The sequence below is a fragment of the Actinomadura sp. HBU206391 genome (genome assembly GCF_014323665.1).
Taxonomy (GTDB): Bacteria; Actinomycetota; Actinomycetes; order Streptosporangiales; family Streptosporangiaceae; genus Actinomadura_C.
The window spans coordinates 1-26,441 of record NZ_JABVEB010000008.1 but is presented as its reverse complement, the minus strand read 5'-3'; the positions used below and the strand labels follow the sequence as shown (position 1 = coordinate 26,441).

General features: G+C 68.5%; 24 protein-coding genes and 1 pseudogene. 16 read left to right on the top strand and 9 right to left on the bottom strand.

Annotated elements, in window-relative coordinates; translation table 11 throughout:
• The 3 genes from HKK72_RS05835 to HKK72_RS05825 all read left to right on the top strand — a co-directional run bounded on the left by HKK72_RS05835 (window position 1) and on the right by HKK72_RS05825 (window position 4,131).
• Entirely contained in the window at window positions 1-1,497 is a 1,497-nt protein-coding gene (locus HKK72_RS05835; protein ID WP_187233199.1) for a dihydrolipoamide acetyltransferase family protein, read from the top strand.
• A gap of 216 nt (window positions 1,498-1,713) precedes the next feature.
• Window positions 1,714-3,903 carry a carbon starvation CstA family protein gene (locus tag HKK72_RS05830; protein WP_315987097.1) on the top strand — a complete coding sequence of 730 codons (2,190 nt, stop codon included), beginning with the start codon at window positions 1,714-1,716 and terminating at the stop codon, window positions 3,901-3,903.
• 39 nt (window positions 3,904-3,942) lie between these two features.
• Window positions 3,943-4,131, top strand: a complete 189-nt coding sequence (locus tag HKK72_RS05825) for a YbdD/YjiX family protein (protein ID WP_187233198.1) — start codon at window positions 3,943-3,945, stop codon at window positions 4,129-4,131.
• Window positions 4,132-4,577: 446 nt separating this feature from the next.
• On the opposite strand, the gene HKK72_RS05820 is transcribed toward HKK72_RS05825, so the two are convergent.
• Window positions 4,578-6,410 (bottom strand): acyl-CoA dehydrogenase, encoded by a 1,833-nt coding sequence (locus HKK72_RS05820; protein ID WP_187233197.1) that lies wholly within the window; start codon window positions 6,408-6,410, stop codon window positions 4,578-4,580.
• A 300-nt stretch (window positions 6,411-6,710) separates the two neighbouring features.
• Between HKK72_RS05820 and HKK72_RS05815 the strand changes: the two genes are divergently transcribed.
• From HKK72_RS05815 to HKK72_RS05805, 3 genes are all read left to right on the top strand, one after another.
• Window positions 6,711-7,496: a sporulation protein gene (locus HKK72_RS05815; RefSeq protein ID WP_187233196.1), complete on the top strand. Its 786-nt coding sequence runs from the start codon at window positions 6,711-6,713 to the stop codon at window positions 7,494-7,496.
• 121 nt (window positions 7,497-7,617) lie between these two features.
• Window positions 7,618-9,084 (top strand): hypothetical protein, encoded by a 1,467-nt coding sequence (locus HKK72_RS05810; RefSeq protein ID WP_315987096.1) that lies wholly within the window; start codon window positions 7,618-7,620, stop codon window positions 9,082-9,084.
• Window positions 9,085-9,150: 66 nt separating this feature from the next.
• On the top strand, window positions 9,151-9,906 hold the full coding sequence (locus HKK72_RS05805; protein WP_187233195.1) for an SDR family oxidoreductase: 756 nt from the start codon (window positions 9,151-9,153) through the stop codon (window positions 9,904-9,906).
• A gap of 8 nt (window positions 9,907-9,914) precedes the next feature.
• Here the strand turns inward: HKK72_RS05805 and HKK72_RS05800 are convergent, their stop codons facing one another.
• The 4 genes from HKK72_RS05800 to HKK72_RS05785 form a co-directional block, all read right to left on the bottom strand.
• Window positions 9,915-10,529 (bottom strand): rhomboid family intramembrane serine protease, encoded by a 615-nt coding sequence (locus HKK72_RS05800; RefSeq protein WP_187233194.1) that lies wholly within the window; start codon window positions 10,527-10,529, stop codon window positions 9,915-9,917.
• Between the two features lie 111 nt (window positions 10,530-10,640).
• A complete protein-coding gene (locus HKK72_RS05795; RefSeq protein ID WP_187233267.1) occupies window positions 10,641-10,919 on the bottom strand; it encodes a WhiB family transcriptional regulator in 279 nt (92 codons plus the stop codon).
• 541 nt (window positions 10,920-11,460) lie between these two features.
• Entirely contained in the window at window positions 11,461-12,687 is a 1,227-nt protein-coding gene (locus tag HKK72_RS05790) for a winged helix DNA-binding domain-containing protein (protein WP_222720380.1), read from the bottom strand.
• A 126-nt stretch (window positions 12,688-12,813) separates the two neighbouring features.
• Window positions 12,814-14,061: an MFS transporter gene (locus tag HKK72_RS05785; protein ID WP_187233193.1), complete on the bottom strand. Its 1,248-nt coding sequence runs from the start codon at window positions 14,059-14,061 to the stop codon at window positions 12,814-12,816.
• Window positions 14,062-14,142: 81 nt separating this feature from the next.
• Here HKK72_RS05785 and HKK72_RS05780 point away from each other — a divergent pair, with 81 nt between their 5' ends.
• Together HKK72_RS05780 and HKK72_RS05775 are read left to right on the top strand one after the other, a co-directional pair.
• Window positions 14,143-14,736: a MarR family winged helix-turn-helix transcriptional regulator gene (locus tag HKK72_RS05780; RefSeq protein ID WP_222720379.1), complete on the top strand. Its 594-nt coding sequence runs from the start codon at window positions 14,143-14,145 to the stop codon at window positions 14,734-14,736.
• A 201-nt stretch (window positions 14,737-14,937) separates the two neighbouring features.
• Window positions 14,938-15,573: a hypothetical protein gene (locus HKK72_RS05775; RefSeq protein WP_222720378.1), complete on the top strand. Its 636-nt coding sequence runs from the start codon at window positions 14,938-14,940 to the stop codon at window positions 15,571-15,573.
• Window positions 15,574-15,649: 76 nt separating this feature from the next.
• Here the strand turns inward: HKK72_RS05775 and HKK72_RS05770 are convergent, their stop codons facing one another.
• Window positions 15,650-16,243, bottom strand: coding sequence for a hypothetical protein (locus tag HKK72_RS05770; RefSeq protein ID WP_187233192.1), 594 nt, complete (start codon window positions 16,241-16,243; stop codon window positions 15,650-15,652).
• A 1,020-nt stretch (window positions 16,244-17,263) separates the two neighbouring features.
• Between HKK72_RS05770 and HKK72_RS05765 the strand changes: the two genes are divergently transcribed.
• A complete protein-coding gene (locus HKK72_RS05765) occupies window positions 17,264-17,896 on the top strand; it encodes a hypothetical protein (protein ID WP_187233191.1) in 633 nt (210 codons plus the stop codon).
• Between the two features lie 29 nt (window positions 17,897-17,925).
• Here HKK72_RS05765 and HKK72_RS05760 read toward each other — a convergent pair whose 3' ends face one another.
• On the bottom strand, window positions 17,926-19,380 hold the full coding sequence (locus tag HKK72_RS05760) for a hypothetical protein (RefSeq protein ID WP_187233190.1): 1,455 nt from the start codon (window positions 19,378-19,380) through the stop codon (window positions 17,926-17,928).
• Window positions 19,381-19,603: 223 nt separating this feature from the next.
• Here HKK72_RS05760 and HKK72_RS05755 point away from each other — a divergent pair, with 223 nt between their 5' ends.
• Together HKK72_RS05755 and HKK72_RS05750 are read left to right on the top strand one after the other, a co-directional pair.
• Window positions 19,604-20,266 (top strand): hypothetical protein, encoded by a 663-nt coding sequence (locus tag HKK72_RS05755; RefSeq protein ID WP_187233189.1) that lies wholly within the window; start codon window positions 19,604-19,606, stop codon window positions 20,264-20,266.
• 217 nt (window positions 20,267-20,483) lie between these two features.
• A complete protein-coding gene (locus HKK72_RS05750; protein WP_187233188.1) occupies window positions 20,484-20,873 on the top strand; it encodes a hypothetical protein in 390 nt (129 codons plus the stop codon).
• Between the two features lie 29 nt (window positions 20,874-20,902).
• Here the strand turns inward: HKK72_RS05750 and HKK72_RS05745 are convergent, their stop codons facing one another.
• Complete coding sequence (locus HKK72_RS05745) at window positions 20,903-21,322, bottom strand: ClpX C4-type zinc finger protein (protein ID WP_187233187.1); 420 nt, start codon at window positions 21,320-21,322, stop codon at window positions 20,903-20,905.
• 20 nt (window positions 21,323-21,342) lie between these two features.
• Between HKK72_RS05745 and HKK72_RS40665 the strand changes: the two are divergent.
• From HKK72_RS40665 to HKK72_RS42665, 3 genes and pseudogenes are all read left to right on the top strand, one after another.
• A pseudogene (locus HKK72_RS40665) lies at window positions 21,343-22,167 on the top strand (RNA polymerase subunit sigma-70); the annotation flags it as partial.
• Window positions 22,168-22,225: 58 nt separating this feature from the next.
• Window positions 22,226-22,564: a nuclear transport factor 2 family protein gene (locus HKK72_RS40660; RefSeq protein ID WP_315987095.1), complete on the top strand. Its 339-nt coding sequence runs from the start codon at window positions 22,226-22,228 to the stop codon at window positions 22,562-22,564.
• A 90-nt stretch (window positions 22,565-22,654) separates the two neighbouring features.
• Entirely contained in the window at window positions 22,655-23,245 is a 591-nt protein-coding gene (locus HKK72_RS42665) for a nuclear transport factor 2 family protein (RefSeq protein WP_187233186.1), read from the top strand.
• Between the two features lie 80 nt (window positions 23,246-23,325).
• On the opposite strand, the gene HKK72_RS05730 is transcribed toward HKK72_RS42665, so the two are convergent.
• Window positions 23,326-24,114 (bottom strand): SDR family oxidoreductase, encoded by a 789-nt coding sequence (locus HKK72_RS05730; RefSeq protein ID WP_187233185.1) that lies wholly within the window; start codon window positions 24,112-24,114, stop codon window positions 23,326-23,328.
• A gap of 170 nt (window positions 24,115-24,284) precedes the next feature.
• Here HKK72_RS05730 and sigJ point away from each other — a divergent pair, with 170 nt between their 5' ends.
• Entirely contained in the window at window positions 24,285-25,169 is an 885-nt protein-coding gene (gene sigJ / locus HKK72_RS05725) for an RNA polymerase sigma factor SigJ (RefSeq protein ID WP_187233184.1), read from the top strand.
• Between the two features lie 255 nt (window positions 25,170-25,424).
• The gene (locus HKK72_RS05720) at window positions 25,425-26,423 is read left to right on the top strand and encodes a glycoside hydrolase family 11 protein (protein WP_187233183.1); all 999 of its coding nucleotides are present in this window, start codon (window positions 25,425-25,427) and stop codon (window positions 26,421-26,423) included.
• Window positions 26,424-26,441 lie beyond the last annotated feature (18 nt).

Here is a 26,441-nt window from a genome sequence, read left to right as displayed (position 1 = left end):
ATGGCCGAGTTGAAACAGTTCAAGCTGCCCGACGTCGGTGAGGGGCTCACCGAGGCCGACATCGTCAAGTGGCACGTGCAGCCGGGCGACCGGGTCGAGGTCAACCAGACCATCGTCGAGATCGAGACCGCTAAGGCGATCGTCGAGCTTCCCTGTCCCTACGAGGGGATCGTCGCCGCGCTGCATGTGAACGAGGGCCAGACCGTCGACGTCGGCGTCCCCATCATCTCGGTGGACGTCTCCGGTGACGCGGCGGGCACCGCGGAACCCGAGGCGGAACCGGCCGTACGGACCGACGCGCTCAAGGAGGACCTCGTGCCGTCGCCGCCGGCCGAGGGCGCCGTCGAACCGGGCATGCACGGCAGCCTCGCGCCCAAGGCCGACCCGTCGGCCGCGAGCGCGCCGAAGCGTCAGCCCGTTCTGGTGGGATACGGCGTCAAGGCCGGTGCGACCAGCCGGCGTCCGCGCAAGCGGCCGACACCCCCCTCCGCACCGTCGTCCACACCGTCGGCGGTCGCCGCGACCGCCGTGCCGGCCCCGGCGACACCGGTGACCTCGGTGGCACCGGCCGCTCCGGCGAGGCCGGCGGCCTCGGCGGCGCCCGAGCGAGTGTCCGTACTGGCGAAACCGCCCGTACGGAAGCTCGCGAGGGACCTCGGGGTCGACATGACCACGATCACCGGGTCGGGCCCGCAGGGTTCGATCACCCGAGAGGACGTCCACGCCGCGAGTTCATCGGCGGAGCGGACGGCCCTTCAGGGTGTTCCCTCGGTTCCGACGGTCACCCCCGCACCGGGGGAACGGCGGGAGGAACGCATCCCGGTCAGGGGCGTCCTCAAGAACATGGCCGCCGCGATGACCCGATCGGCGTTCGAGGCCCCGCATGTCACCGAGTTCCTCCAGGTCGACGTCACCGAGACGATGGCCGCCGTGAAGCGGCTGCGCGACCTGCCGGAGTTCGAGGACGTGAAGGTCTCGCCGCTGCTGCTCGTCGCCCGTGCCCTGGTGCTCGCGGCACGGCGGCACCCGAGGATCAACGCGAGCTGGGGCGACCAGGAGGTCGTGGTCAAGCACTACGTCAACCTGGGCATCGCGGCCGCCACCGAACGCGGCTTGATCGTCCCCAACGTCAAAAACGCCCAGGACCTGACGCTGGCCGGGCTGGCCGCGGCGCTGACCCGGCTCACCGAGGTCGCCCGGTCGGGGCGGACGCCGCTCGCGGACATGTCCGACGGCACGATCACCATCACCAACGTGGGCGTGTTCGGCGTCGACACCGGAACCCCGATCCTGACCCCCGGCGAGGTCGCGATCCTCGCCTTCGGTCAGGTGCGGGACATGCCGTGGGTCCACGAAGGCGAGATCAAGATCCGTAAGGTGACGACGCTCGCCCTGTCGTTCGACCATCGGGTCGTCGACGGAGAGCTCGGTTCCATGGTCCTTCGCGATGTCGGGTCCCTTCTCGAGGACCCGCTCCGCATGCTCGCCTGGACCTGACGCCGCCCGCTGAACGACGCCAGATGCCCGGCCTGTCCGTCAGGCCGGGCATCTGGCGTCTTGGCAGGTCAGAGGCCATCTGGACGAGGCTCGCAGGACGCGGGAAACGCCCGCGAATATATGAACTCTCTGTTGCCGGTTTGTCACTTCGTTTACTTGATTGCGAGCTACGTCACTGTCACCATGTGACGACGCATACGGTGGCTGGAGGTATCCGTGACGGATGTCGCGAGCAGACGGAGACCATCACTCAAGCAAATCGTCATCTGGGGCGCGGTCAGTCTCGTAGGCGCGGTCGCCTGGGGGATCATCGCGCTGTCACGCGGTGAGGAGATCTCCGCCGTCTGGCTGGTCTTCGCCGCACTAGCCTCTTATGCGATCGCCTATCGCTTCTACGCACGGTTCATCGTCCGCCGGGTGCTGCGGACCGACGACACCCGGGCGACACCGGCCGAGCGGGTGAACAACGGCATCGACTACCACCCGACCGACCGTCGGGTGCTCTTCGGCCACCACTTCGCCGCGATCGCCGGCGCCGGGCCGCTCGTCGGCCCGGTGCTCGCCGCGCAGATGGGCTACCTGCCCGGCACCATCTGGATCATCCTCGGCGTCATCTTCGCGGGCGCCGTGCAGGACATGGTGACGCTGTTCTTCTCCATGCGCCGCGGCGGGCGCAGCCTGGGGCAGATGGCGCGCGACGAGATCGGCCCGGTCGGCGGCATCGCCGCGCTGATCGCCGTACTCGCCATCATGACCATCCTTCTGGCGGTGCTGGCCCTGGTGGTCGTCAACGCGTTGAAGGGCTCGCCCTGGGGCACGTTCTCCATCGCGATGACCATCCCGATCGCCCTGTTCATGGGCTACTACATGCGCTACCTGCGGCCGGGACGCGTAATGGAGACCTCGGCGATCGGCGTCGTGCTGCTGCTGCTCGCCATCGTGAGCGGCGGCTGGGTGGCCGAGTCGGGGCTCGCCGACGCCTTCACGTGGTCGCCGCAGACGCTGACGCTCGCCTTGATCGGGTACGGCTTCGTCGCGTCCGTACTGCCCGTCTGGATGCTGCTCGCGCCACGTGACTACCTCAGCGCCTTCATGAAGGTCGGCGTGGTGGTCATGCTCGCGGTGGCGATCATCCTCGCGCTGCCCGTGATGCGGAACGAGGCGGTCACCGACTTCGCGACCAACGGCCAGGGCCCGGTCTTCGCCGGCTCGCTGTTCCCCTTCGTGTTCATCACCATCGCCTGCGGCGCGCTCTCGGGCTTCCACGCTCTGATCGCCTCCGGCACCACGCCGAAGCTGATCGAGAAGGAATCGCAGATCCGGGTCATCGGCTACGGCGCCATGCTCGTCGAGTCGTTCGTCGCCATCATGGCGCTGATCGCGGCGTCCATCATCGACCCCGGTCTCTACTACGCGATGAACATGCCGACTCCGGCGCTCGGCCCGACACTCGAGTCCGCCTCCCAGGCGGTCGCGGGCATCGGCTTCTCGATCACACCGGACCAGCTGGCCGCGGCTGCCAAGTCGGTCGAGGAGGCCACGCTGGTGGGCCGCAGCGGCGGCGCACCGACGCTGGCGGTGGGGATCAGCCAGATCTTCTCCGACATCTTCGGCGGCGACTCGCTCCGCGCGTTCTGGTACCACTTCGCGATCATGTTCGAGGCGCTGTTCATCCTGACCACCGTCGACGCGGGCACCCGGGTCGGCCGTTTCATGCTGCAGGACACCGTCGGAAACGTCTGGAAGAAGGCCGGCGACGTCAGCTGGAAGCCCGGGCTGTACGTCTCCAGTGCCGTGGTCGTCGGGGCCTGGGGCTACTTCCTGTGGGCCGGCGTCAACGACCCGCTGGGCGGCATCAACCAGCTCTTCCCGCTGTTCGGCATCGCCAACCAGCTGCTCGCCGCCATCGCGCTCGCCGTGTGCACGACGCTACTGATCAAGTCGGGCCGGGCGAAGTACGCCTGGGTCACCCTCGTGCCGCTGGCCTGGGACGCGACGGTCACGCTCACCGCGTCGTGGCAGAAGGTCTTCTCCGCCGATACCAAGGTCGGCTTCTTCGCCCAGCGCAACCTCTACCAGGACGCGCTCGACGCGGGGAAGACCTCCCTGGGCACGGCCAAGACCACCGACCAGATGCAACAGGTGGTCGTCAACACCACGGTCGACGGCATCCTGGCGGCGTTCTTCGCCATCCTCGTCGTGATCATCCTGGTGGACTCGATCCGAGTCTGGATCAAGGCGCTGAGGTCCGGGGACAGGGCACTGACCACCACCGAGCAGCCGCACCTCGAATCGAAGATCTGGGCGCCGTCGGGCCTCATCGCCACGCCCGAGGAGCGCGAGATCATGCGAGCCCGGGAAGCCGAAAAGGTCGGCGCGGGTGCGGGTGCGGGCACCGACCAATGACACACCGATAGGACCCCACGGAGGAGGAGCGGAGGCGAAATGGACACGCGTGGAAAACTGCGCACGGCGTGGCAGCTCTTCCGAGAGTTCTCCGGCGAGCGAGCGTACGAGATCTACGTGGAGCACCATCAGCGCACCCACCCCGGTGAGCCGGTGATGAGCGAGCGGGAGTTCTGGCGCCGCCACATCGACGCCCGCGACACCGACCCCAAGGCCAGCTGCTGTTGAGCGGCTGCTGACCCCGCCAGCCCCCACCCCCACTCCCAGAAGACCGACAGCCGCCCTCGGCGGCCCGATCCGTTCGACGCCACCAGGACCGGCCTCAGCACCGTGGCAACCGAACAGCGACCGCCCACCCCGCCGTGATCATGCACTTAATCGCGCCGACCCCCCACCCGAAGGCACCGCGACAGCGAACAACTGCATGATCACGGGAGGTTCCCACGCACGCCCGGGAGGGCCGCCGCCGCCCTCCGCCGCCCTCCCTCATCGCCCCCCGCACCATCCCACCGCCGTGATCATGCAGTTGGTCTCGTTGACTCGCCCGCCTCAGGGCGCGCGGGAGCGAATAAGTGCATGATCACGACGGGGGGAGGGGGAGACGCGAAAGGCCCGGCCGGTTCGTGGCCGGCCGGGCCTTGATCGTCTTGTGGTCGCCTCGGAGGCCTCTTGGGTTAGAAGGCCTCTTCGGGGAGTTCCATCAGGTCGAGTGTGGTGGCCTCGGTCGATTTGCGCTCGGCGGCCAGCCTCGGCAGCACATTGACGCAGAAGAACTGAGCCGCCGCGACCTTCCCGCTGTAGAACGCCTTGTCCGCGGCGGAGACGCCCACGTCGCCCAGCCTGGCCAGGGCGATCTCGGCCTGCCGGCACAGCAGCCAGCCGACGATCAGGTCGCCCAGGGCGAGTAGGAAGCGGGTGCTGTTGAGACCCACCTTGTAGATCTCCGCCGGCTGCTCCAGCGAGCCGAGAGCCCATCCGGCCATCGACCCGAGCATGCCCTCGACATCCCGCAGCGCCTCGGCGAGCAGTACGCGCTCGTTCTTGAGGCGGCCATTGCCGGCCTCGCTGTCGGCGAACGCCCTGATCTCGGCGGTGAGGTGGTTGAGCGCGTCGCCGTTGTCCCGTAGGACCTTGCGGAAGAACAGGTCCTGGCCCTGGATCGCCGTCGTCCCCTCGTACAGGGTGTCGATCTTGGCGTCCCGGATGTACTGCTCTATCGGGTAGTCCTGCAGGAAGCCCGAGCCGCCGAGCGTCTGGAGCGACTCGGCGAGCAGCGCGTACGCCCGCTCGGAGCCGAAGCCCTTCACGACCGGCAGCAGCAGGTCGTTGAGCTTCTCCGCCAGTTCGTCCCTGCGGCCCTCGTGCCCGGCGATCTGCACCGCGTCCTGGTAGGTCGCGGTCAGGTGCACCAGCGCCCGCATGCCCTCGGCGTAGGACTTCTGGGTCATGAGGCTGCGTCGTACGTCCGGGTGGTGGGTGATGGTGACACGCGGCGCGGTCTTGTCGGTGATCTGGGTGAGGTCGGCTCCCTGCACCCGCTCCTTGGCGTAGTCGCGCGCGTTGAGGTAGCCCGTCGACAGCGTGGAGATCGCCTTGGTACCCACCATCATGCGGGCGTTCTCGATGATCAGGAACATCTGCTTGATGCCCTCGTGCACGTCCCCGATCAGGGTGCCGACCGCGGGGTGCTTCTCGCCGAAGGTGAGCTCGCACGTGGTCGAGGACTTCAGGCCCATCTTGTGCTCGACGTTCGTGACGTACACGCCGTTGCGCTCGCCGAGCGCGCCGGTCTCCAGGTCCACGTGGTACTTGGGAACGAGGAACATCGACAGGCCCTTGGTGCCCGGGCCATGGCCCTCCGGGCGGGCGAGCACGAGGTGGAAGATGTTCTCCGACATGTCGTGCTCGGCGCTCGTGATGAAGCGCTTGACGCCCTCGATGTGCCAGGTGCCGTCGGGCTGCTGGACCGCCTTGGCCCGGCCGGCTCCGACGTCGGAGCCGGCGTCCGGCTCGGTCAGCACCATCGTCGCGCCGTAGTGGCGCTCGATGGCGATCTCGGCGAAGCGCTTCTGCTCGGGGGTGCCGATGGTGTGCAGTACGACGGCGAAGTTGGGACCACCGCTGAACATCCAGACCGCCGGGTTGGCGCCGAGGACCAGCTCGCCGACCGCCCAGGCCAGCGTGCGGGGCGCGTTGGTGCCGCCCAGCTCCTCGGGCAGGTCCAGCCGGAACCACTCGGCGTCCATCCACGCCTTGTAGGACTTCTTGATGCCCTCGGGCATCGTGACCTGGCCGGTCGCCGGGTCGAACACCGGTGGGTTGCGGTCACCCTCCTCGAACGAGTCCGCGACCACGCCGGTCGCCAGCCGGTCGACCTCTTCGAGGATGCTCCGCGCGGTCTGCTCGTCCAGGTCCGCGTACGGGCCGGTGCCGAGGACCTTCTGGCGGTCGAACACCTCGAAGAGGTTGAACTCGAGGTCACGGAGGTTGCTCTTGTAGTGACCCATGGATTGCTCCCTTTCGCCCCCACCGGCTACACCCCGCCACCCGGGTCCGCCGGCGAACGGTTTGCGCCCTGTTTACCTACTGGGATTACGTACTGGTCGGTAACCCTCATGATGCTACCAGCCGGTAACCGGTGACAACCCCCACCCCGGGGTGAAATCGGCTATCTCGGCCAGGTCCGGACGGCGCCATCTGGCACGATCTGGTCGAATGCCGGAAGATCTCCAGGAACTTATCGCTCCAATGCAGCGACTAATGGACGATGGCGTCTATCTGCGCCGCGATCCCGAGGAGGGTGACAGATGGTCTTCAGGAAGCTGCTCAGCGCGATGGGGGTCGGCGGTCCGTCGGTCGAGACGGTTCTGCACAATCCCAATGTGCGCCCGGGCGGTGTGATCACGGGGGATGTGACCATCCTCGGAGGCGATCATCCAACCGACATCATCGGTGTCAACTTGGCGCTGAAGAGCCGGGTCGAGGTCGAGTCGGGCGACAACGAGTACAACACGAACCTCGAGTACGCCAAGGCCCGTGTCGCGGGCTCGTTCCAGCTCGGCCCGGGGGTGCGGCACGGCATTCCGTTCTCGCTGACGGTGCCGTGGGAGGCCCCGCTTACGCACATGTACGGGCGGCAACTCCACGGCACGACGGTCGGTGTGGCCACCGAGCTCGAGGTCGCCCGCGCGGTCGACGCGACCGACCTCGACCCCGTGGCCGTCCACCCGCTGCCCGCGCAGGAGCGGGTCCTGGCCGCCTTCGCCAACCTCGGCTTCCAGTTCCGCAACGCCGACTGCGAGAAGGGCCGGATCTGGGGCGTGCACCAAGAACTGCCCTTCTACCAGGAGATCGAGTTCTACCCCCCGCCGCAGTACGCCGGCGGGATCAAGCAGATCGAGGTCACCTTCGTCTCCGGCCCGCACTCCATGGAGGTCGTGCTCGAGCTGGACAAGCGCGGCGGTGTCTTCACCGAGGGCCATGACTCCTTCGGCCGGTTCACCGTCGACTACGCGACCGTGGAGCAGACCAACTGGGAGCAGCAACTCGACGGCTACCTCCAGCAGGCCGGCCGGCGCCGCGGGTTCTTCTGAGCGGATCCTCCTACACCGGGCGGCCCGGACCGGGCCGCCCGAACCGGACGGCAGGGGCACGACCCGGCGGGGCATGAGTCGACCCGAGTGGACCTGAATGACCTCAGCGGAGAGGACGTCTGTGGCTGACCGCGCCGACGATCGGCCGGAGGATCTGACCGAGCCCGAGCAGCGGCTGTGGGACGCCTATCCCACCGGGACACAGGTGCAGCTGGGCGAGGCCCTGCCGCATGAGGAGACCCCGGACCGCACCGTACGCGCCGAGGTGATCGCGCAGCTGCTGCTCGGCCGGTGCGAGCAGCGGCCCGGCTTCGTGCCGGCGGTGCGGTTGCGGGGCGCGTACATCACCGGGCGCCTCGACGTTTCCGGCGGCACGGTCGGCAGTGAACTGCGGCTGGAACGGTGCCATCTCGCCGAGCGGCCGACCTTCTCCAACGCCGAGGCGCGCCAGCTCCGCATCGCCCACTGCCGGCTGCCCGGTTTCGACGGCGGGGGGCTGCGCGCCAACGGCTATCTGAGCCTGTCCGGCTCGGTGATCGAGGGCGAGGTACGGCTGACGCGGGCCCACCTGATGGGGGGCCTGCGGATGAACGGCACCAAGGTCACAGTGACGGATCCCGACAAGTGGGCGATGTTCACCGGTGGCATGGTGGTCGAGGTCGGCGCGTTCATCCGCGACGCCGAGCTGACCGGCGGGGTCCGGCTCGTGGGCGCCCGGATGAACGGCGGGGTGTTCTTCGAGGGCACGACGCTGCGCAACCAGGGCCGGCTGGCCCTGGACGCGCAGAACATGGTCGTCGAGGACGCCGCCGAGTTCAGCAAGGGCTTCACCTGCGAGGGCACCGCTCGGCTGCGCGGCGTCCGGGTGAACGGCACGCTGTCGTTCGACCAGGCGATCCTGCGGTCACCCGGACGCGGGGCACTGCACGCCAGCCATGCGCAGATCGACGAGCTCATCTTCGCCCCGGCGGAACCCGTGGTGGGGTGGGTGTCGCTGTCCTACTCCCGGATCGGGGTGATCCGGGACCGGCCGCCGACCTGGCCGGAGCGACTGCAGCTGGACGGCCTGGTCTACGACTCCCTGCACGGCGGCGAGCCCAAGGAGCGCCTGGACTGGATCCGTCACGACGAGCAGTTCCACCCGCAGGTGTACGAACAGCTCGCGACCTGGTTTCGCGGCTCGGGCCTGGACGACCTCGCGCGCAAGACCCAGCTGGCCAAACTGCGGGCACGCAGGCGGACGCTGCCGTTGACCGGGCGGGTCTGGAACCACCTGCTCGACTGGACGGTGGGCTACGGCTTCCGGCCATGGCTGGCGGCGATGTGGCTGTCGCTGCTGGTGGCCGTCGGCACCACGGTGTTCTCCGCGGAGCGGCCGCGTGCGATCAAGCCGCCGGACGAGCGGCCGCACCTGCACACCTTCATCTACACCCTGGACCTGCTCATTCCGATCGGGACCTTCGGCCAGCGGGACGCCTGGGAACCGGTCGGTTGGACGCAGTGGCTCGCCTACGTCCTGATCGCCGCCGGCTGGATCCTCGCCACCGCGCTGATCGCCGGCGCCACCCGAGTCCTGCGCCCCAACTGAACCCGTCGCCGGCCACGGCAAAGTGGTGATCTTGCAGTTGTTCGTCTCGCTGGAGAGGATGAAGACGTGGGCACGTACATGATCACTGGCGCAACGGGGGGTATCGGCGCCTCGATCGCGGAGTCGCTCGCCGCGCGCGGGCACGATCTGCTCCTCGTCGGCCGTTCGGCCGACCGGCTCGCCAAGACGGCCACCGACCTCGGTTCCGGCGCCGCCGCCAAGACACAGACCTTCGATCCGGCCGCCCCCGCCTCCGTGGCGCCCGCGCCACGGATCCGGACCCTCGTGCTCGACCTGAGCGAGCCGCCGCGCATCGAGGCGGCGCTGGTCGAGGCCGGTCTGCCCGATCGGCTCGACGGCGTCGTGCACAGCGCGGGCGTCGTCGAACTCGGCCGGGTCGCCGAGATGGAGGCCGACGAGTGGGCCGAGCAGCTCATGGTCAACCTGGTCGCGCCGGCCGAACTGACCCGGCTGCTGCTGCCGGCGCTGCGCGCCGCCCGAGGGCAGGTGGTCTTCATCAACTCCGGCTCGGGGCTGCACGCCAACCCCGGGTGGTCGGCGTACGCGGCGAGCAAACACGGTCTGCGCGCGCTGGCCGACTCACTGCGGGCCGAGGAGCCCGACCTGCGGGTGATCAGCGTCTACCCCGGGCGCACGGGCACCGACATGCAGCGCAAGGTGCGGGCACAGGAGAACGCGGCGTACGAGCCGGGCTCCTACATCGAACCGGCCACGGTCGCACGGGTGGTGGTCAACGCGCTCGAGACCCCGCGGGACGCCGTCGTGACCGACCTCACCCTCCGCCGCCAGTCCGCCGTCTGACGAATCCCTCAGACGGCCGTCGCGGCCCGACGGCGGAGGGTCCAGGCGGCGAGCACGCCGCCGAGCAGGCCGAACAGGTGACCCTGCCATGAGATGCCGGGGTTGCTCGGCAGTACGCCGAAGATCATCGTTCCGTACAGCAGGACCACGACGACGGCGATGGCGACATCGGCCAAGTGCCGTTCGAAGATCCCACGCCCCAGCAGGTAGCCGAAGTAGCCGAACACCAGGATGCTCGCGCCGAGGGTCTCGGTATCGCTGGGGCCGGTCAGCCAGACTCCCGCGCCACCGACCACGATGACCAGCAGATTCATCAGGACGAACTTGGTCAGCCCGCGCACCGCGGCGAAGAACCCGAGCACGAGAAAGGGAACCGAGTTGGCGATCAGATGGGCGAAACCCACGTGCAGGAATGGCGCACTGAAGATCTGGGGCAGATCAGCGACCTCGTGTGACCGGATGCCGTACTGGTCGAGGCGGTTGTCGACCAGGTAGTCGGCGACCTCGAGCACCCACATGCCCGTCAGCATGAGGACGGTGACGCCGAGCGCGGACACCGCTCGCGTCGCGTGGGTGGTGAACCCTTCGCTAAGGGCTCTCCGCGGGACCAGGTCGTCGCTCATAACCGTCACCGTATGTTCGGACCGCATCGGAGGAACGGCCTCTTATGACCACCAGTATCCGCGTCAGCCTATAACACCAATGTCAAGAAACATCGGACGCCGGATCGCCGATCAGGCCGACATTCTGCGCAGGAGCCTCCGCTCCTCGGGCGTCGTGCCGCCCCACACTCCATCGGGCTCCCCCGCACGCAGGGCCCACGTCAGGCAGTCCGACCGCACGACGCAACCGGCACAGATCGCCTTGGCGACGGTCTCCTGCTCCAGAGCCGGTCCGGCGAAACCGACCGGGTAGAAGATCTCGGGGTCGGCGCCACGGCAGGCCGCATCGTCGGTCCAGTGTTCATCCTGGTCACGATCGGTGCGACGAAGATTGACCGGGCGGCCTTCCACCCAGAACGTCTCGTATCTCACAGCGCCTCCTCGCGCTTGAGTTCGGCCCGCTCAGTTTAATACTACGAATCGTAGTACTACAAACGGTCGGCCTCATTTGATCAACCGGACCGTGAATCGACGCGCGGCCGGGCGTACTGCACCGGCCGGTCGCTCAGAGCGGGCACCGCCGGTCCCCCGATAACGAGAGTTAACCGTGCCTTCATCGGCGGCTGACGAACACCGATCATCATGGAGACGATCGGTCCGGCCCGAAGGTGTGCGGTGTCCGGTCCGGCAGGCGATCGGGCAGCCGTGGAAACCACGAACGAGTGGCCACGTACCGCGCCGCCGGTCCGGAGCGGCACGCCGGCGCCGACCGGTCGGACGAGCGATCCGGCGGCCGGAGCGGTTCGGGGGCTCAGGCCGCCAGATCACATCCCCGGCCGCCGGCCGCCCGCGAAGCCGGGTGACCCGCCGCGGCCCTGACCTGGGGGTCATGATCGGGCAGGGCTCCGGCCGCATCCGCGGGCTGCGGCGTCAACCGCGGCGCGGGTCGACGTCAGGTGAACCGCACGTCGTGGGCGGCGGTGTCCGCGGCGGCGAAGGCGAGCAATCTGGTGCCCTCGTCGGCCACAGCGGCCAGATCGCCGTGGGACAGCGGCTCGAACGGCTCAATGACGAGGGTGGCGGTGCGCCTGCCGCGCTCGAGCGCCCATACGCCCCGGACGAAGCCGTCGACGAGAACGGTGGCCCGCACGAGGCTCCCGCTGATGACCCGCCTGCGATGCTCTTCGGTCATCACGCGGTCCCGCTCGTGATGCGCCACCATCAGGTTGTCGAACGCCGGCAGGAACCGCACGGGCACCGGGGTCTCGGGATCGGGCAGCGGGGCGCCGGGAAGGTCGAACAGCTCCATGCCGGTCTCGGCACGGAAGACCCGCAGATGCGGCCGGAGCCGCTCGACGGTGGCGTTCAGCCGAGTCAGCCCCGACCAGACCTGCATGTCCTTGACGCTCGCGGGGCCGAAGGCGGCCAGGTAGCGGCGGATCATCCGCTCCGTCGAGTCGGCCGGCCCGCCGTCCGCTCCGCCGTCCGGGCCGCCGTCGGGCGAGCCGTCCGAGCCGTCGAGCGGGCTCTCGGGCGGGCTCTGCGGCCGGCGCACGAGCTGGTCGGCGGACCTGACCGGACGGCCCAGCCAGTCCTCGGCGAGCATGAACGGAGTGGCGCCGCCCTTGCCCCAGGTGCCGTTCGGCGGGGCGTGAATCAACGGCACCAGGCACTGAACCGACCACGCGAGCGCCTGCGGGTCGCGCTCACCCCAGCCGGCCGCGCGACCGTGCTCGGCCAGCAGTTCGCCCAGGCGCGGTCGGGTGAGCGTACGGCCTGCGAGCAGCGCCCGGCCGACGGCGGTCAGCTCGGCGAGGTCGAGCCCGGCGGTGGACCGCCCGAAGGCGGCCTGCCGTCCACGGTCCAGGGCCGGCTGCATCAACGGGCGGAGCCACGGGAAGTCCTGAGCGGCGACCAGGTGCTGGGTTCCCCGCAGCACCGACGAACGCACGACCTGCCGGTCGAAGAGCAGCCGGGTCAGCGCGTCCTGCCGAAAGCCCGCCAGCCGCGTCCACAGCCCGATATAGGGCGGGTCGGGGAGCTGAGCCTGGAGCCCGACGAGATGCCGCACCGCCTCGAGCGCCGGCATCTCCGCCCGGCGCACGATCAGCTGCCGATGCAGCGTGGCGCGGCTGAGCGCCCGCCGACCGAGCACATCGCCCGATGCCCTGCTCTTCATGCCACAACGCTACAGACCATTGCGGTCAGATCTTGACCGAAATGGCGCCCGCACGTGAGTGCGCCACAGAGAGGTTCCGCTGATCCGGCGGGCCCGCCGGCGCCGATGAGACCGCCGGCGGCCGCTTCACACCGCGGCCGGCACGTCGCGCTCGGCGCTGCCGGAATCGGGCTCGGGCGTACCGTCGGCGGACCGCAGATCGCGTACGTCCGGCAGCGCCAGCACTCCGACGCAGGAGATCAAGATCAGCGCCGCGGACCCGTACAGCACGGTGGTGGCACCGAGTGAGGCGGCCAGCGGACCCGCCACGGCCATGCCCACCGGCGTGAGCGCCAGTGACACCAGCCAGTCGTACGCCGAGACGCGCGAGATCGTCTCCTCGGGGATGTGCCGTTGCATGACCGTCTCCCACAGCGGTGCCATGAACGCCAGCCCGCCCGCCATGAGGCCGTACGCCACCGCGACCAGAAGCGCAGGCGCCCGCGCCGCGAGGACGAGGAACGGCAGCGCTCCGAGCGCCAGGGCCAGATTGGCGGCGAGCAGGGGTCGCCGCGGACGGACCCGCAGGCCGATCAGCGCGCCTACCAGAGCACCGACCGGGCCGCCCTGCGCGATGGTCCCCCAGGCCAGCTCACCGCCCATGGCGTTGATCGCGATCAGCGGCCCGACGGTGAGGAACACGCACCGGCCGAGGTTCCACGCGCAGTGCCCGATGAGGTTCGTCCAGTACCAGCGGTATCGGCGCAGCTCCGCCCATCCCTCCGCGAGCTGGGCGTGGAAGCGGGCGCGGGCTCGCGGTGGGGGCTGAGCGACCCGCAGCCGGCTAAGCGTCAGCGCGCTGACCGCGAAGGTCGCCGCGTCGAGCACGATCGCCCAACCGGGACCGATGGTGAGAGCCAGGATCGTGGCGATCGCCGGGCCGAGCAGCCTCGACCCGTGCTTGGCGACCGCCATGAGTCCGTTCGCCCGCTGGAGGCCGGCCGGGTCGACGGTGGCCGGCACCAGCCCGGTGGAGGCGGGCAGAAAGAAGGCCGAGGCGCCGCCCGAGACGGCCGCGAGGACGGCGAGGTGCGTGACGTTCACGCTGCCGCCGATCAGTTCGGCCCCCATGAGGACATGGGTGAGCGTCCGGACCAGATCGGCGGTGAGCATCAGCCGTCGCCGGGAGAGCCGGTCGGCCCAGACCCCTCCGGGCAGGATCAGCGCCACCTGGGCGATCGCCTGCGCCGCGAGCACCAGTCCGAGCTGGGTCGCGGAGCCTGTGGTGGTGACGACGGCGAGGGTCAGCGCGACCGGTGTCACCGCGTCGCCGATGTGCGACAGCGTCTGACCGGCCCACAGCAGCCGGAAGCGACGGTCTCGAAGGGGGTGCATGGGCGGCGAGTTTAGTACGATTTCAAAATATATCAATTGGTATTACTGTCCAGAGAACCTGGACCTTGGGATACTGCCGCCATGGCGAAGCGCGACTCGACACCCGACTCGATCGACCGGCACATCGCGCACTGGGCGGAGGAGTTGCCCGACCTCGACCCCCAGATCGAGGGGATCGTCACCCGCATGCAGAAGCTGGTGTCGCACCTGCGCCGCAACCGGGAGAACGGGCTGGCGGCGCACGGGCTGAAGGAGTGGGAGTACGCCATCCTGCACTACGTCCGCGCGACCGGGCCGCCGTACCAGGCCGCCCCTTCGCTGCTCGCCGAGTGGCTCGGAACGCATCCCGCGACGCTGACGAGCCGGCTGGACCGGATGGAGCAGGCCGGATACGTCACCCGCGTCCATGACCCCGCCGATCGCCGGCGGTTGCTCGTGGCCCTCACCGATTCCGGGCACGCGCTCTGGCAGGCCGCCATCGGGGAGCAGGACCGGGCGGAACAGGAACTGCTCGGCGTGCTCGGCCGGCAGGACAGAGCGGTGCTCGACGAGTTGTTGCGTCGCGTCGCCAACGCCCTGGAGGCCGAGGGGCCGCCGCTGATGCCGGACTGGCCCGGCGCGCGGCCCGAGCTCAGCGGCACGCGGGACGCCGGCGGCGCCGCCAAGAGTCCATAGGACGGTTCGTCGGCTTCACCGAGTCCTGTCGACGGGTCGGCGGGCGCTTTCCTGGACGCGCGGAACCCCGCCTCCCGGGTGAACGCGCCTGCACCCGCGCGGGGGACCGGCACTGCGCGATCTCGCGCCGGTGGGGGAAGCGGCCGGCGCGGCCCGAGCCGGACCATGGCGGCAAGCCATTCGCCCCTTCAGGAGGACACGATGAAATCGGCAACCAGCCGCACCATGATCGCGACATCGGCCGTGGCGGTGACCGCTGCGGTGACCCTCGCGGTTCCGACCGCCATGGCCGCCACGCCTACGCCGGCGAAACCTTCGCAGACGAAGGCGAGCGTGACCGGCTCGGCGCAGGTGCGCCTCACCTACTCGCCGGACGACGATGTCCGCACGTTCACCTTCGACGCGCACGCCGCGCCCTTCACCAGGCCGGTGGGCGAGTACAGCGGCCTGCCCACCGACGCGAAGGGCACCATGAAGGTCTCGCATTGGGTGGCCCGCGACAACGTGACCGTACGGTTCGAGGGCCGCGTGGACTGCCTGGTGACCAGTCCCGGGACCGCGACGCTCACGGCGGTCGTCACCAGAGCCGACCCTACGGTAAAGCACATGCTCGGCAAGCGGCTCGGCTTCAGCGTGTACGACGGAGACGGCCACCGGGGCGAGGGCCGGGTGGGCTTCTCCTGGTCCGTCGTGAACGCCGACCAGAACGAGGCGGGTGAGTGGGTAGAGGGCAGGGCAGGTACCTGCATGGCTCCGGCGCCGTACGCCCCGGTGACGAAGGGCGGATACACGGTGCGGCACGCCGACCTGCCGCTGATCCCACCGACTGATCGGTGATTCCCGGCCACGGGCGGGCGTGGCCGGATGCCGCTCACGCCCGGCCGGTCGCGCCCGGCCGGTCACGCATCACGGGTCATGCCTCGCCGGTCACAGGCGGAACGGACCGGACCGGCCGCTCAGTGGCGGCCATGGGCAGCTCCAGGCCTGCGGACGCCACCCCTCGCGATCTCGGGTCGCCGGCGGCAAGGCCACCGGCGCGGCCCCCGACACCCTGCGCACCTGTGCGGCCGTCCGTTCCCGTGCCCGCATGCCGTGAGCCGCCTTCGATGCCCCGGCCGCGGGTGATCTGCATGGCGTCGCCCAGGCTGGTCTGCCCGATGCTGGTCAGGCCGATGGCCTCGGCGAACGCGCGGGCGTCTCTGCGCTTTTGACGCGCGTCCTCGGGAGTACGGTCCGGTCCGCCGGTCGCGGCCATGAACAGCGTCTTGATGGCGTGCGCCTCGGCCGCGGCGCGGCGCTGCTCGGCACGGTGGGCGATCCAGCTGCGAATCGTCTCCTGAGACAGTGCCGCGACCAGCGCGAGCAGCGTCAGCGCTCCGGCGAGCATGGCGAGGCGGAACGCCAGCGCGGGGACGCCCATGGCCGAGTGCACCGTGATCGCCGTCACGGCCGCCACTGACGACGGGGCGGCGACGAGCGCGGCCGCCGTAGTCCGCAACCGGGCCATGTCAGTGCTCCCGTTCATCGTCTCGGGCGTCGTCGCACGCCGCCGGAGAAAGCCGGAAGGTAAAGACACGACGGCGTTCAGCAGACAGAACCTTGCCGCAGCGAAGGGCGGGGATATATTCGTAAGCAGTTTGCGCCGGAGCTGATCCAGCACAGATCATCAAGCGTTTCATCAGCACCACCCATAGGGCTTTACCGGGCTCGCGCAGGCGAGCGGACGCCGGACTTGAGTTTCTATGGAAGAGGGCCGTCCCGCTACCGGTCAACTGTCACCAACAACCGGCGGTAGGGGGACGGCCCTCAACTTGTGACGAGCTTTGTGCAACAACCATGTCTTGGCTCAGAATGCCCAGGCATCCGACCCTTCCGAGGACCGGTATGGCGGTAATCCCGTGGCCCTTGTCTCCGTTCGATCATCATTCGGTGCCGTATTCGACACCTGCTCCGTTCAGGGGAACACGCTGCTCAAGTGATCTCTGCGCGGAGCCGGTGCGGCCTGCCGCAGCCGTGACCACGACGGATCATCCGACCGCCCCCGCTGCGAGATCACTTGAGCGTTCCTGTTGTCAGAGTACCCCTTGCACAGGCGAAGAATGCCATGCGACGGCACGCGGCGGATCATCGAATTCAACGGCGTCACAGCTCGCATCAGAGCGATTACCGTCCGCTGAAAAGGAGCAGATTAACTCCGACAAATCGTACACCGCTCAGTCCTGGAAGAAAGATCAAAATAACTTCAGAGGCAGGTCCTCAATGGCCGCATTCCGATGCGGCCTAGCTCGCAAACCGCGATTTACCGCCGCAAAGATGAGGTACGTCCGGCTCTACCATTAATGACGACACTGACTGTTATTCGTCACTGTCCTCGCAGATCGGCACGTACGGGGTTCCACCGGTCGAATGTCCGCTCGCGCCGCGCTCGCCTCGTACGGAGACATGGCGGCGGTTCAGCGGATGGACCGCGACCGACCGAACGATATCCACGATGGGGTGTCGCCCGTCTGCCCTAGAGTCTCCGTACATGGGTCCTTTGATCTTCGATACCCAAAACTGGAAGCAGGTCCAGGACAACGTCTGGGTCAACGCCGACGGTGACCCGGCCATCATGGACTTCTTCGACCTCCCACCCGACCTGCCGGCCGCGCTGGAAGATCTGGACGCACTGCGCGGACGCACCGCGGCCCATACCGCCTCGCGCGGCGGCGGCCTGGTGGAACTCGACGTGATCGGCCTCGATGGGCTGGCCGCCGTCCGCCAGATCGCCAAGCTGCCGATGCCGGACCAGCAGTCGGGAGTCGCCTACATCGCCTCGTTCATCGTGCCGCGCGCCGGCTGTAGCGTCGTGCTCCGCGTGCAGTGCGTCGAGCACGGCATCACGGGCATGCGCGACTCCACGGTGTTCAACCAGTTCATGGCGGAACGTTCGCAGCGCGGGCTGCCGGTGCCGGAGCTGATGGCGGAGTGGACACGGCACCCGTACGACCCCGGCGTTCAGGGCGGCCTGCCGCGCAACGCCGCCGACGACCCGGAGTGGGACGCCCGATTCCCCGGTCATCCGCTCTCACGCGCCCGCCGGGCCCAGCTCGCACTGGCCCCCACCATCCGGTTCGACCCGCGATTCAAGGAGCTGCCGCCGTTCTTCGGCCCGCGCTGAGCCGCTCCGCCCCGCCATCGCCGGGTTTCTCAGCCTCGGCGACCGGCGCCGAGCGGGCGTCGCCCCGTGTGGCGTCCCTCCGTGTAGTCGTCGAGGTCTCGTGCGCGAAGGTCCGCGTCGCCGCTGTGATACCTGATGAGCCGAAGCCCGACGTTCTGCCGGTCCTCGGATTCCTTCGGGATGAACCGCCGGAACCTCCGGCACGAGGTCTCGTCGTGCCAGGTCTGGAAGCAACCGCCCGCGAGCCGGTAGTCCTCCGGTGCGGACCCGCGAGGCCGCCACTCTACGATCTCGTGGACGTTGCCGCAGCAGTCCGCGACGCCGAGGGGCGACTCCCCGGCCGGGTGGACGCCCACCGGGCGGATCCTGCCCGGCGTACCGCCGTAGCGCAGGTTCGCCCGCTCGGGCGACGGCGCGTCGCGACCCCACGGATAGTCGTTCTCCTCACATCCGGCGAGCGCCGGCCACTCGTTGGCGGTGGGAACCGCCCATGACATGTGCACGTCCGGGTCGACGTCCACGCAGCGTGCCAGCAGATCGGGCAGGAATCTGGACACGAAATGGTCGAGACCCCGGCCGGCGATGTCGAAGACGTAGGGATCGTGCGTCTTGCGGTACGCCGGGTGCGACGTGCCCAGAAGGAAGGCGACGTCGCCGACCGTCAGCGGAAAGCGCATCACCTCGAACTCATAGGAGCAGAGGGAGGCCACCGGGACTCTGATCAGCTCCGGGGGGAAGGGCGACCGCGGGCCGATCAGCCCGGTCGTCCGGCCGAGCAGTTGTTTGATCCTGACTCGCAACTCGGGGGGCGCGAGGACGGGCAGGGACCTCTCGTACGACTCGAGCACGCGGGTGAGGCGGTCCAGCATCGGCGGGTTGCCCTGAGCGACCGCGAAGAGAAGGTCCATGACCTCGAAGAGATGGCTCGCCCGGTGGCCCGCGAACTCCATGACCAACCTGGCCAGATCCTCACCCGATCCCAGCCCGTCGGCCTGCAGGAGTACGTCGAAGATCTGCTTCCAGACGAGCCGCAACCGGTCCACACGTTCCGGGTCACGGCTTCTCAGCCCCTTGCTGGTCTCCCTGATGAGCCACTTCCGTGGTCCGTCCTTGCTCTGGAGAAGGACCAGATCCGCGATGAAGAGCGCCCAGAACTGGTCGGCCGAGGTGATCGGCACCGAGATGGCACGGAAACCCGTCACCGCCTCGACGGCCGCGCCGACAGAGGTGAGCTCGCGCAGCAGCGTGTCGAGCGCGGCGAAGCCGCCTGCCTTCTGCGACCTCTCCTTCCCGAGAAGTATCTCGTCGGGAATGGACGGGGCGGCTCTGGCATAGTTCGCCCGCCTCCGCAGGTTGATCCGGAGGTCGGGCTCACCGTGCGACCGAATCCGCCTCGCACCGTCCGGTGAGGGGCTGTCATCGGGTGGGGCGGATCGCCGGTCGGCATCCTGCCGAAGCCGTTGCGTCTTCCGTCCCGCCGCCATCGGCTCATTCCTCCAGGGGTCGAGAATCGCCACCTAACGTGCCGCCATTCCATCAGATGACCGGTCTTTTCTGATCCTTGCTGAACGCAGCCCTCGGCTACTGTCCCTTTCGTGGCGGACTGGGAGATCTGGCGGCAGGATGACGGCGGCAACCGATATCGGATGGACGTCCACCACGATCGGATCGAGGCTCTGGCCCGGGTGCTCGCGCTCGGCGGGGCCGGTGCACAAGCAGATGTACTGGGTGGACGGCCCGCCCGGTCCCGTCTGCGCGACCGATCGTGATCTGTACCTGCGACTGGTCGGGGCCGGCCGGGAAATGACGACCGCCGGTCGTTCCCTCGACGAGTTCCTGCGGGCTTGGTGGCTGGTGAGCCGGCCGATGGCGGCCCGCGTACGTCTCGACGCGGACACGGTCGCCGCCATGGTCACCGCGGCGTTGCGTCCGGCATGGCGGACGACCTCGTACGCCCTCGCTGACGCGCCCGCCGTGCATGCCGACTGGGAACAGGTCGTACTCTCCCAGATCGCCGATCTCGCCGACTTCGCCGAGGCGGACCTGCTCCGCACGGTCGGCACGGCGGTCGGCACGGTCGGCACGGGCGCACCGGCCGCCGACATGGACGCGCCTCGCCCGTCCGGCAGCGTACGGGCCACCGGTGTCCGCTGGTACAACCTCGACCCGCGGGCGTACCTGGCGTCCGGGATGGCGGGGTCGCTCCTGCGCCGGGGGGACGCCGTCGGGTCGTGCTCCGACGTACCCGGGCCGGTCACTCCCGCGACGCCCGAAGCCGGACCCGGGAAGGGGCGGCCAGGCACCCTTTCGTGGGCCGACCTCGTCCACGTGTCGATCTGCGGCCAGGAATACCAAGAACAGGCGATGTGAGCGCTTCCACACGGGTTGTGGCGGTTCGATGCCCACCTGCGGGTGGTCTGCCGTAATCGCAGTATTCGGGCATTTATCGATATCCGCATTATCAGCGCATCGCAGGCGCGGACCCCTGCCATCTTGGAGCAGAGGCATAGGTCCTCGATCGAGGAAAACCGCATGGTCACCAAGACGCCCAGGGGTACCGTGACATCGAAAAAGGGAGAAGACTTCAATGCGTGGAAGACCTGCCCGCGTTCTCGGCATCCTTGCCCTGGGCGCGGTGATGGCCTCGACGAGCGCCTGCATCTCCGGCTTCCGCGACGCTGACACCAAGGCGTGCGACGACATCAATTCAGAGCTGGAGGCCATCTCCGACAGGCGCGAGGCCAACCCGCGCGGCACGGCCGCGGCGGTCGAGATCTACGAGAAGGCCTCAGCGTCGATCGCGGTCAAGGGTCAGAAGGCGGGCGGCGACATCGGAGCGGCGGCCGACGAGATCTCGGATGCCCTGAACGAGATGGCCGACAGCTTGCGACGACTCGCGGCGGGCCTCAGCGTCGCCCCCAGGCGGCACTCGCTGAGCAGGTCCTGGGAGAAGCTGCGGATCGCCTGCGACTCTTGAGCGTGCGGAAGGCAGGCCGGGGGCGGCGCCTATCCGGGGCCGCCGATGTCCTGTTCGAGAGCGAGCTCACGGCAGGCCTGAAGACATTCGTCGCAGATATTGACGTCCGATCCGGCTCGGCGTACGAGTGTGGACTTGGCGCCGCAGAATTTGCAATCCTCACTCTCACCCAAGGTGTTGAGCTCGTCCAGAATGCGACTCAGCTCATTCTGTACCCGCTCCAGCTCTTCCATCTTCTTGATGCGAGAGTTGTCCCGATACAGCCTGACGAACTCGTTGGAAGCCTCCCCCTGCTCGATCGCGACCTGGGCGAGGCCGACGCAGACGTTGCAGATGAACAGGTGGTCAGGGCATCTGATCATCCATTTCACTGCAGGCCGGGCGACACCGCAGAACGAACATTGAAGATCTTGTACGTCCGCGAGCAACGACTGCTCATTGACCGCCATCCAGTCAGTGTGGCCATACGATGCGACAGCAGTCAACGGTGGTAAAGAGGCGACGGCTGAGCGGCTCTGGGCGGCAGTCGCCTTCGCCGACTTCGGGCGACCGATCTCCCATTTCGTGTTCGGCCGCGGGCGATGGAGCGACGGCCTCTACCTGGCCTCCCGGGGGTTCGGATGACCTGACGTACGCTGACCCGGGTGAGCCGAACCGGCAACGGCCGGGATGGGAACTGCAGGTGCGGATCGATTCGGACCGGACGGACGAATCCGCTTCGGCGGAACTGCTGGTGGCCGCCAGGGCGGGTGACGACGATGCGTTCGGACGTCTGGTCGGGCCATTGCGGGGCGAGTTGCACGCGCACTGCTACCGGATGCTGGGGTCCGTCCATGATGCCGACGACGCCGTACAAGAGACGCTGGTTCGGGCCTGGCGCGGTCTGGACCGGTTCGAGTACCGCGGTTCGATCGGCCCATGGCTGTACAAGATCGCGACCAACAGATGCCTGACACTGATCGAGCGCAGAGGCCGTCGCGAGCTCCCCACTGATCTGAGCCCTGAGGTCGCACCGCTGACCGAGACGGTGTGGCTCGAGCCGTACCCCGGCGACCGGCTGCACTGGACGGCGGAACTGAGCCCCGAGGCTCGCGTCGTGGCGCTCGAGAGCGTGGAGCTCGCCTTCGTCGCCTCGCTACAGCACCTGTCGGCTCTGCAGCGGGCCGTCCTGCTGCTGCGCGACGTCCTCGGGTTCGCGACGCGTGAGGTCGCCGACCTGCTGGAGACCACGGTCGCGGCGGTCAACAGCGCGCTGCAGAGGGCCCGGAAGGTCCTCGACGGCCTGCTCCCGCCGACCACCCAGCAGGCGACCCTGCATGCGATGGGCGAGGCGACACGGCGCGAGGTGGCGCGTGGCCGCATGGGAGGCCGGCGACGTCGATGCCATCGTGGCGATGCTGACCGACGACGCGAAGTACTCGATGCCGCCGTTGACCGCCTGGTACGAGGGCCACGACGGCATCCGGGCCTTCCTGGACGAGGCAGCGCGGGCCTGGCGCTGGCGCTTCCTGCCGGCGCGGGCGAACGGGCAGCTCGCCTTCGGCACCTACCTGTGGCGGGAGGACAAGGGCGTCTACGTCGCATCGGGCCTGGACCTGCTCGTCCTGCGTGGTACGCGGGTCGCCGAGGTGGTCTCGTTCCTGGAGGCCGAGTTTCCGACGTTCGGCCTGCCGGCGGAGCTGGCCGCCTGAGACCCGTTCGGCGGCACCCGATGATTTCCCGTGCCGCCGCGGGTTCTAGTCCTGACGGGAACATCACCCCAGAAAGGACAGGGCTGAAGAATGCCTGCTGACGAGGAAGAGATCCGGACGCTGATCGAGCACTGGACCGAGGCGGTGCACCGCGGCGACATGAGCGGCGTGCTCGCGGACCACGCCAAGGACATCGTGATGTTCGACGTGCCGCCACCGTACGAGGGCGTACGCGGCATCGATGCCTACCGGGAGGCGTGGCCGTCGTTCTTCGAGTGGCAGCGACAGGGCGCCTTGTTCGAGATCGAGTCTCTGGACGTCACCGCAGGTGACGACGTCGCCTACGCCCATGCCCTTCTGCGTTGCGGAACGCAAGAGCAACTCGCCGACAAGCGGCCTCCTCGGCCGGGAGATCGGGGCCTTGATCTTCTTCCTGGTCATCGTCGGATTTCTGTACGTTCTGGTCCTGTTGATGCGTTGGTTCTGCTTCGCCGTCGACCGCGCGGTGGTGGAGGCCTTCGGCCGACCGGTCGTCGATGTGGCCGTCGAGTTCGAGCGCAGAAATCCGCTCAAGAGGTTCAACGCCTTTCGAGTGATCAGCCCGAGTGCGGCTCAACGGGTGGCACGTCTCGATCGCGTCCAGCCGCGCGCCCTGCCCTAGGAGTTCCGTTCGTCCCTTAGCTCGCCGTTCATGGCGTCCGTCTGAAGACGACCGCACGGTCATCCCTCCGGCCCTCCGGCCTTCTGGACGGGTCGCGAAGTCATGTACCGAGTCGTTCGGCCAGGAAGTCCTCCCAGGTCCGGTGACCTACGGCCTGCTCGGGTGCCAGGTTGGCGCCGTCCCGGAACGCTCTGGCGCCCTTGCCCGGCAGCCGGAGCGGCGCGATGGGCCGGCGCCGGTGTACGGCTCGCAGGTATCCGCGGAGCAGGTCGGCAATGCCGTACGCCCGCGGCCCGCCCATGTCCGGCACCAGGCCGGCCGGCTTGCCGAGGGTGAGTTCGACGAGCCTGGCCGCGACCTCGGCGGTGTCGATCGGCTGGACCCGGAAGCCGGCCGGAGCCGGTATCACCGGCAGCTTCGCCATCTGCTGGGCCACCGTCAGCAGCAGGTCGTGGAACTGGGTGGCGCGCAGCGTCGTGAACGGCAGACCCGAGTCGGCGACGATCCGTTCAGCGGCCAGCTTCGACCCGAAGTAGCCGAACATGGCACGGTCGACTCGGCTGCCGGTGGGAATGCGGTCCGCGCCGACGACGGAGATGTACACCAGGTGCGCCGCCCCCGCCCGTGATGCCGCCCGTACCAGGTTCCGGGCCTTGTCCTCGTCGCCCTTGGAACTGCCGGCGCAGTGCACGATGGTGCGTGCCCCGTCCACCGCCGCTTCGATCCTCTCACCGGTGGCCAGGTCGCCGGTGACGAACTCGATGCCGTCGGCGGCTTCGTGGTCGCGGCGGCTGAGAACCCGCACGTCGCAGCCGGCGTCCCGCAGTCGCGGTACCACGAGCCGTCCGAGCGTGCCTGTGCCGCCCGTGACCAGAACAGGTGCTGTCACAGCTCGCCCTCATCTTTCGTCCGCCCGTGCATGATCGCTTTCCTCCAGTGGGGTTTGGTGTCTGTACGGAACCGCACGGCTTGCACGGGTCAGTCGACCCCCGTGTCACATCAGGCGGGTTCCGTCGGTTTACTGCTGCTATGACCCACCGCGCCGAGAGAGTGTGACCGATGGACGAAATCGAGATGCTGGCCGAGCGCTTCGAGGCGCACCGGGCTCATCTGCGGGCGGTGGCCTACCGGATGCTCGGTTCGCTCAGTGAGGCCGACGACGCCGTCCAGGAGACCTGGCTGCGTCTCAGCCGGGTCGAGGTGGGCGACGTGGAGAATCTGGGCGGATGGCTGACGACCGTCGTCGCAAGGGTGTGCCTGAACACCCTTCGCTCACGCACCTCGCGCCGCGAGCAGCCGTTGGGCGTGTACGTGCCCGACCCGGTCGTGAGCCGTGTGGACGGGGTCGATCCTGAGCACGAGGCATTGCTGGCCGACTCGGTCGGGCTCGCGTTGCTCGTGGTGCTCGACTCCTTGGCTCCCGCCGAGCGGCTGGCCTTCGTGCTGCACGACATGTTCGCGGTGCCCTTCGACGACATCGCCCTCATCGTGGAACGTTCTCCGTCCGCGACACGGCAGCTCGCCAGCCGCGCACGCCGCCGGGTGCAGCAGACGGCTCCGACGCCGGACGCCGATCTCGCCCGCCAGCGAGAAGTGGTCGACGCGTTCTTCGCCGCCTCCCGCGACGGCGACTTCGCCGCGCTCGTCGCAGTGCTCGACCCGGACGTCGTACTGCGGTCGGACGGCGGGCTCGCGCGGTCGAACGCCACGGCGATCATTCACGGCGCGCGTACTGTGGCGGAACAGGCGCTCACCTTCGCGCGGCTCTCCCCATTCGTACGCCCGGCGCTCGTCAACGGAGCCGCGGGAGTCGTCGTGGCGCCGCGTGGACGGCCGGTCTCGGTCATGGGCTTCACCGTCAGCGACGGAAAGGTCGTCGCCATCGACGTGCTCGCCGACCCCGACCGCCTCCAGCGACTCGACCCGGCGGTCTACGCCGACTGACCGGCGATGCACCGTGCGGCGCACGTCACGTATCTCTTGGCGATGAGATGCGTACCAGGTGCGTGGAACTTTCATCGGCCGACCCCGGACCCGATCGGCCGGGCAGGCCAGTGACCAGGCCGAATACCTTCTCAAGAAGTCGTTGACCAAGAAGGTTTTCGCCGGCTTACGAGAGTCGTTGACATCTCGACAGAGTCGAACGAACACTGTCGCCATCGCCGGCCCCGCCAGCCTTCACGAGGAGGAAGCACGCACATGAACGACGCCCCCGCCCTCCCGAAGAGCCGCAGACGCGGCCGCACCCGGCTGCTCATCGGCCGTGCCTGCGCCGTAGTGCTGGTCGCGGCAACAACGATGCTGCCCGGCACCGCCAACGCGGCCATCACCACCAATCAAACCGGCACCAATAACGGCTACTTCTATTCGTTCTGGACCGATAGTACCGGGTCGGTTTCCATGGAACTTGGATCTGGTGGCAACTACAGCACCTCATGGCGCAACACCGGGAATTTCGTTGCCGGTAAGGGCTGGAGCACCGGCGGACGCAGGGCCGTGAACTACTCAGGCAGCTTCAATCCGTCCGGCAATGCATACTTGACTCTTTATGGGTGGACGAGAAACCCACTGGTGGAGTATTACATCGTTGACAACTGGGGCACTTATCGGCCCACGGGGACGTACAAGGGCACGGTCACCAGCGATGGCGGTACGTACGACGTCTACCAGACGACGCGATACAACGCCCCCTCCATTGAAGGCACCAGAACTTTCAATCAGTACTGGAGTGTCCGACAGTCCAAGAAAACCGGCGGAACCATAACCTCCGGCAACCACTTTGACGCCTGGGCCCGGTATGGAATGAATCTGGGCAGTCACGATTACATGATCCTCGCAACAGAGGGATACCAAAGCAGCGGGTCTTCGAATATCACGGTCGGCGGCTCCGGCGGTGGTGGCGGCGGCGGTGGCGGTGGCGGCGGCGGCGGTGGTAGCTGCACCGCGTCACTGTCCGCAGGTGAGCAGTGGAGTGACCGGTACAACCTCAACGTCTCGGTCAGCGGCTCGAGCAACTGGACCGTGACGATGAACGTGCCGTCCCCAGCGAAGATCATCGCCACGTGGAACATCAGCGCCAGCTACCCCAGCGCCCAGGTGCTGACCGCCGGGCCCAACGGCAACGGCAACAACTGGGGTGTGACGATCCAGCACAACGGCAACTGGACCTGGCCGACGGTCTCCTGCAGCGCAGGCTGACCCTCCGAACACCCGAAA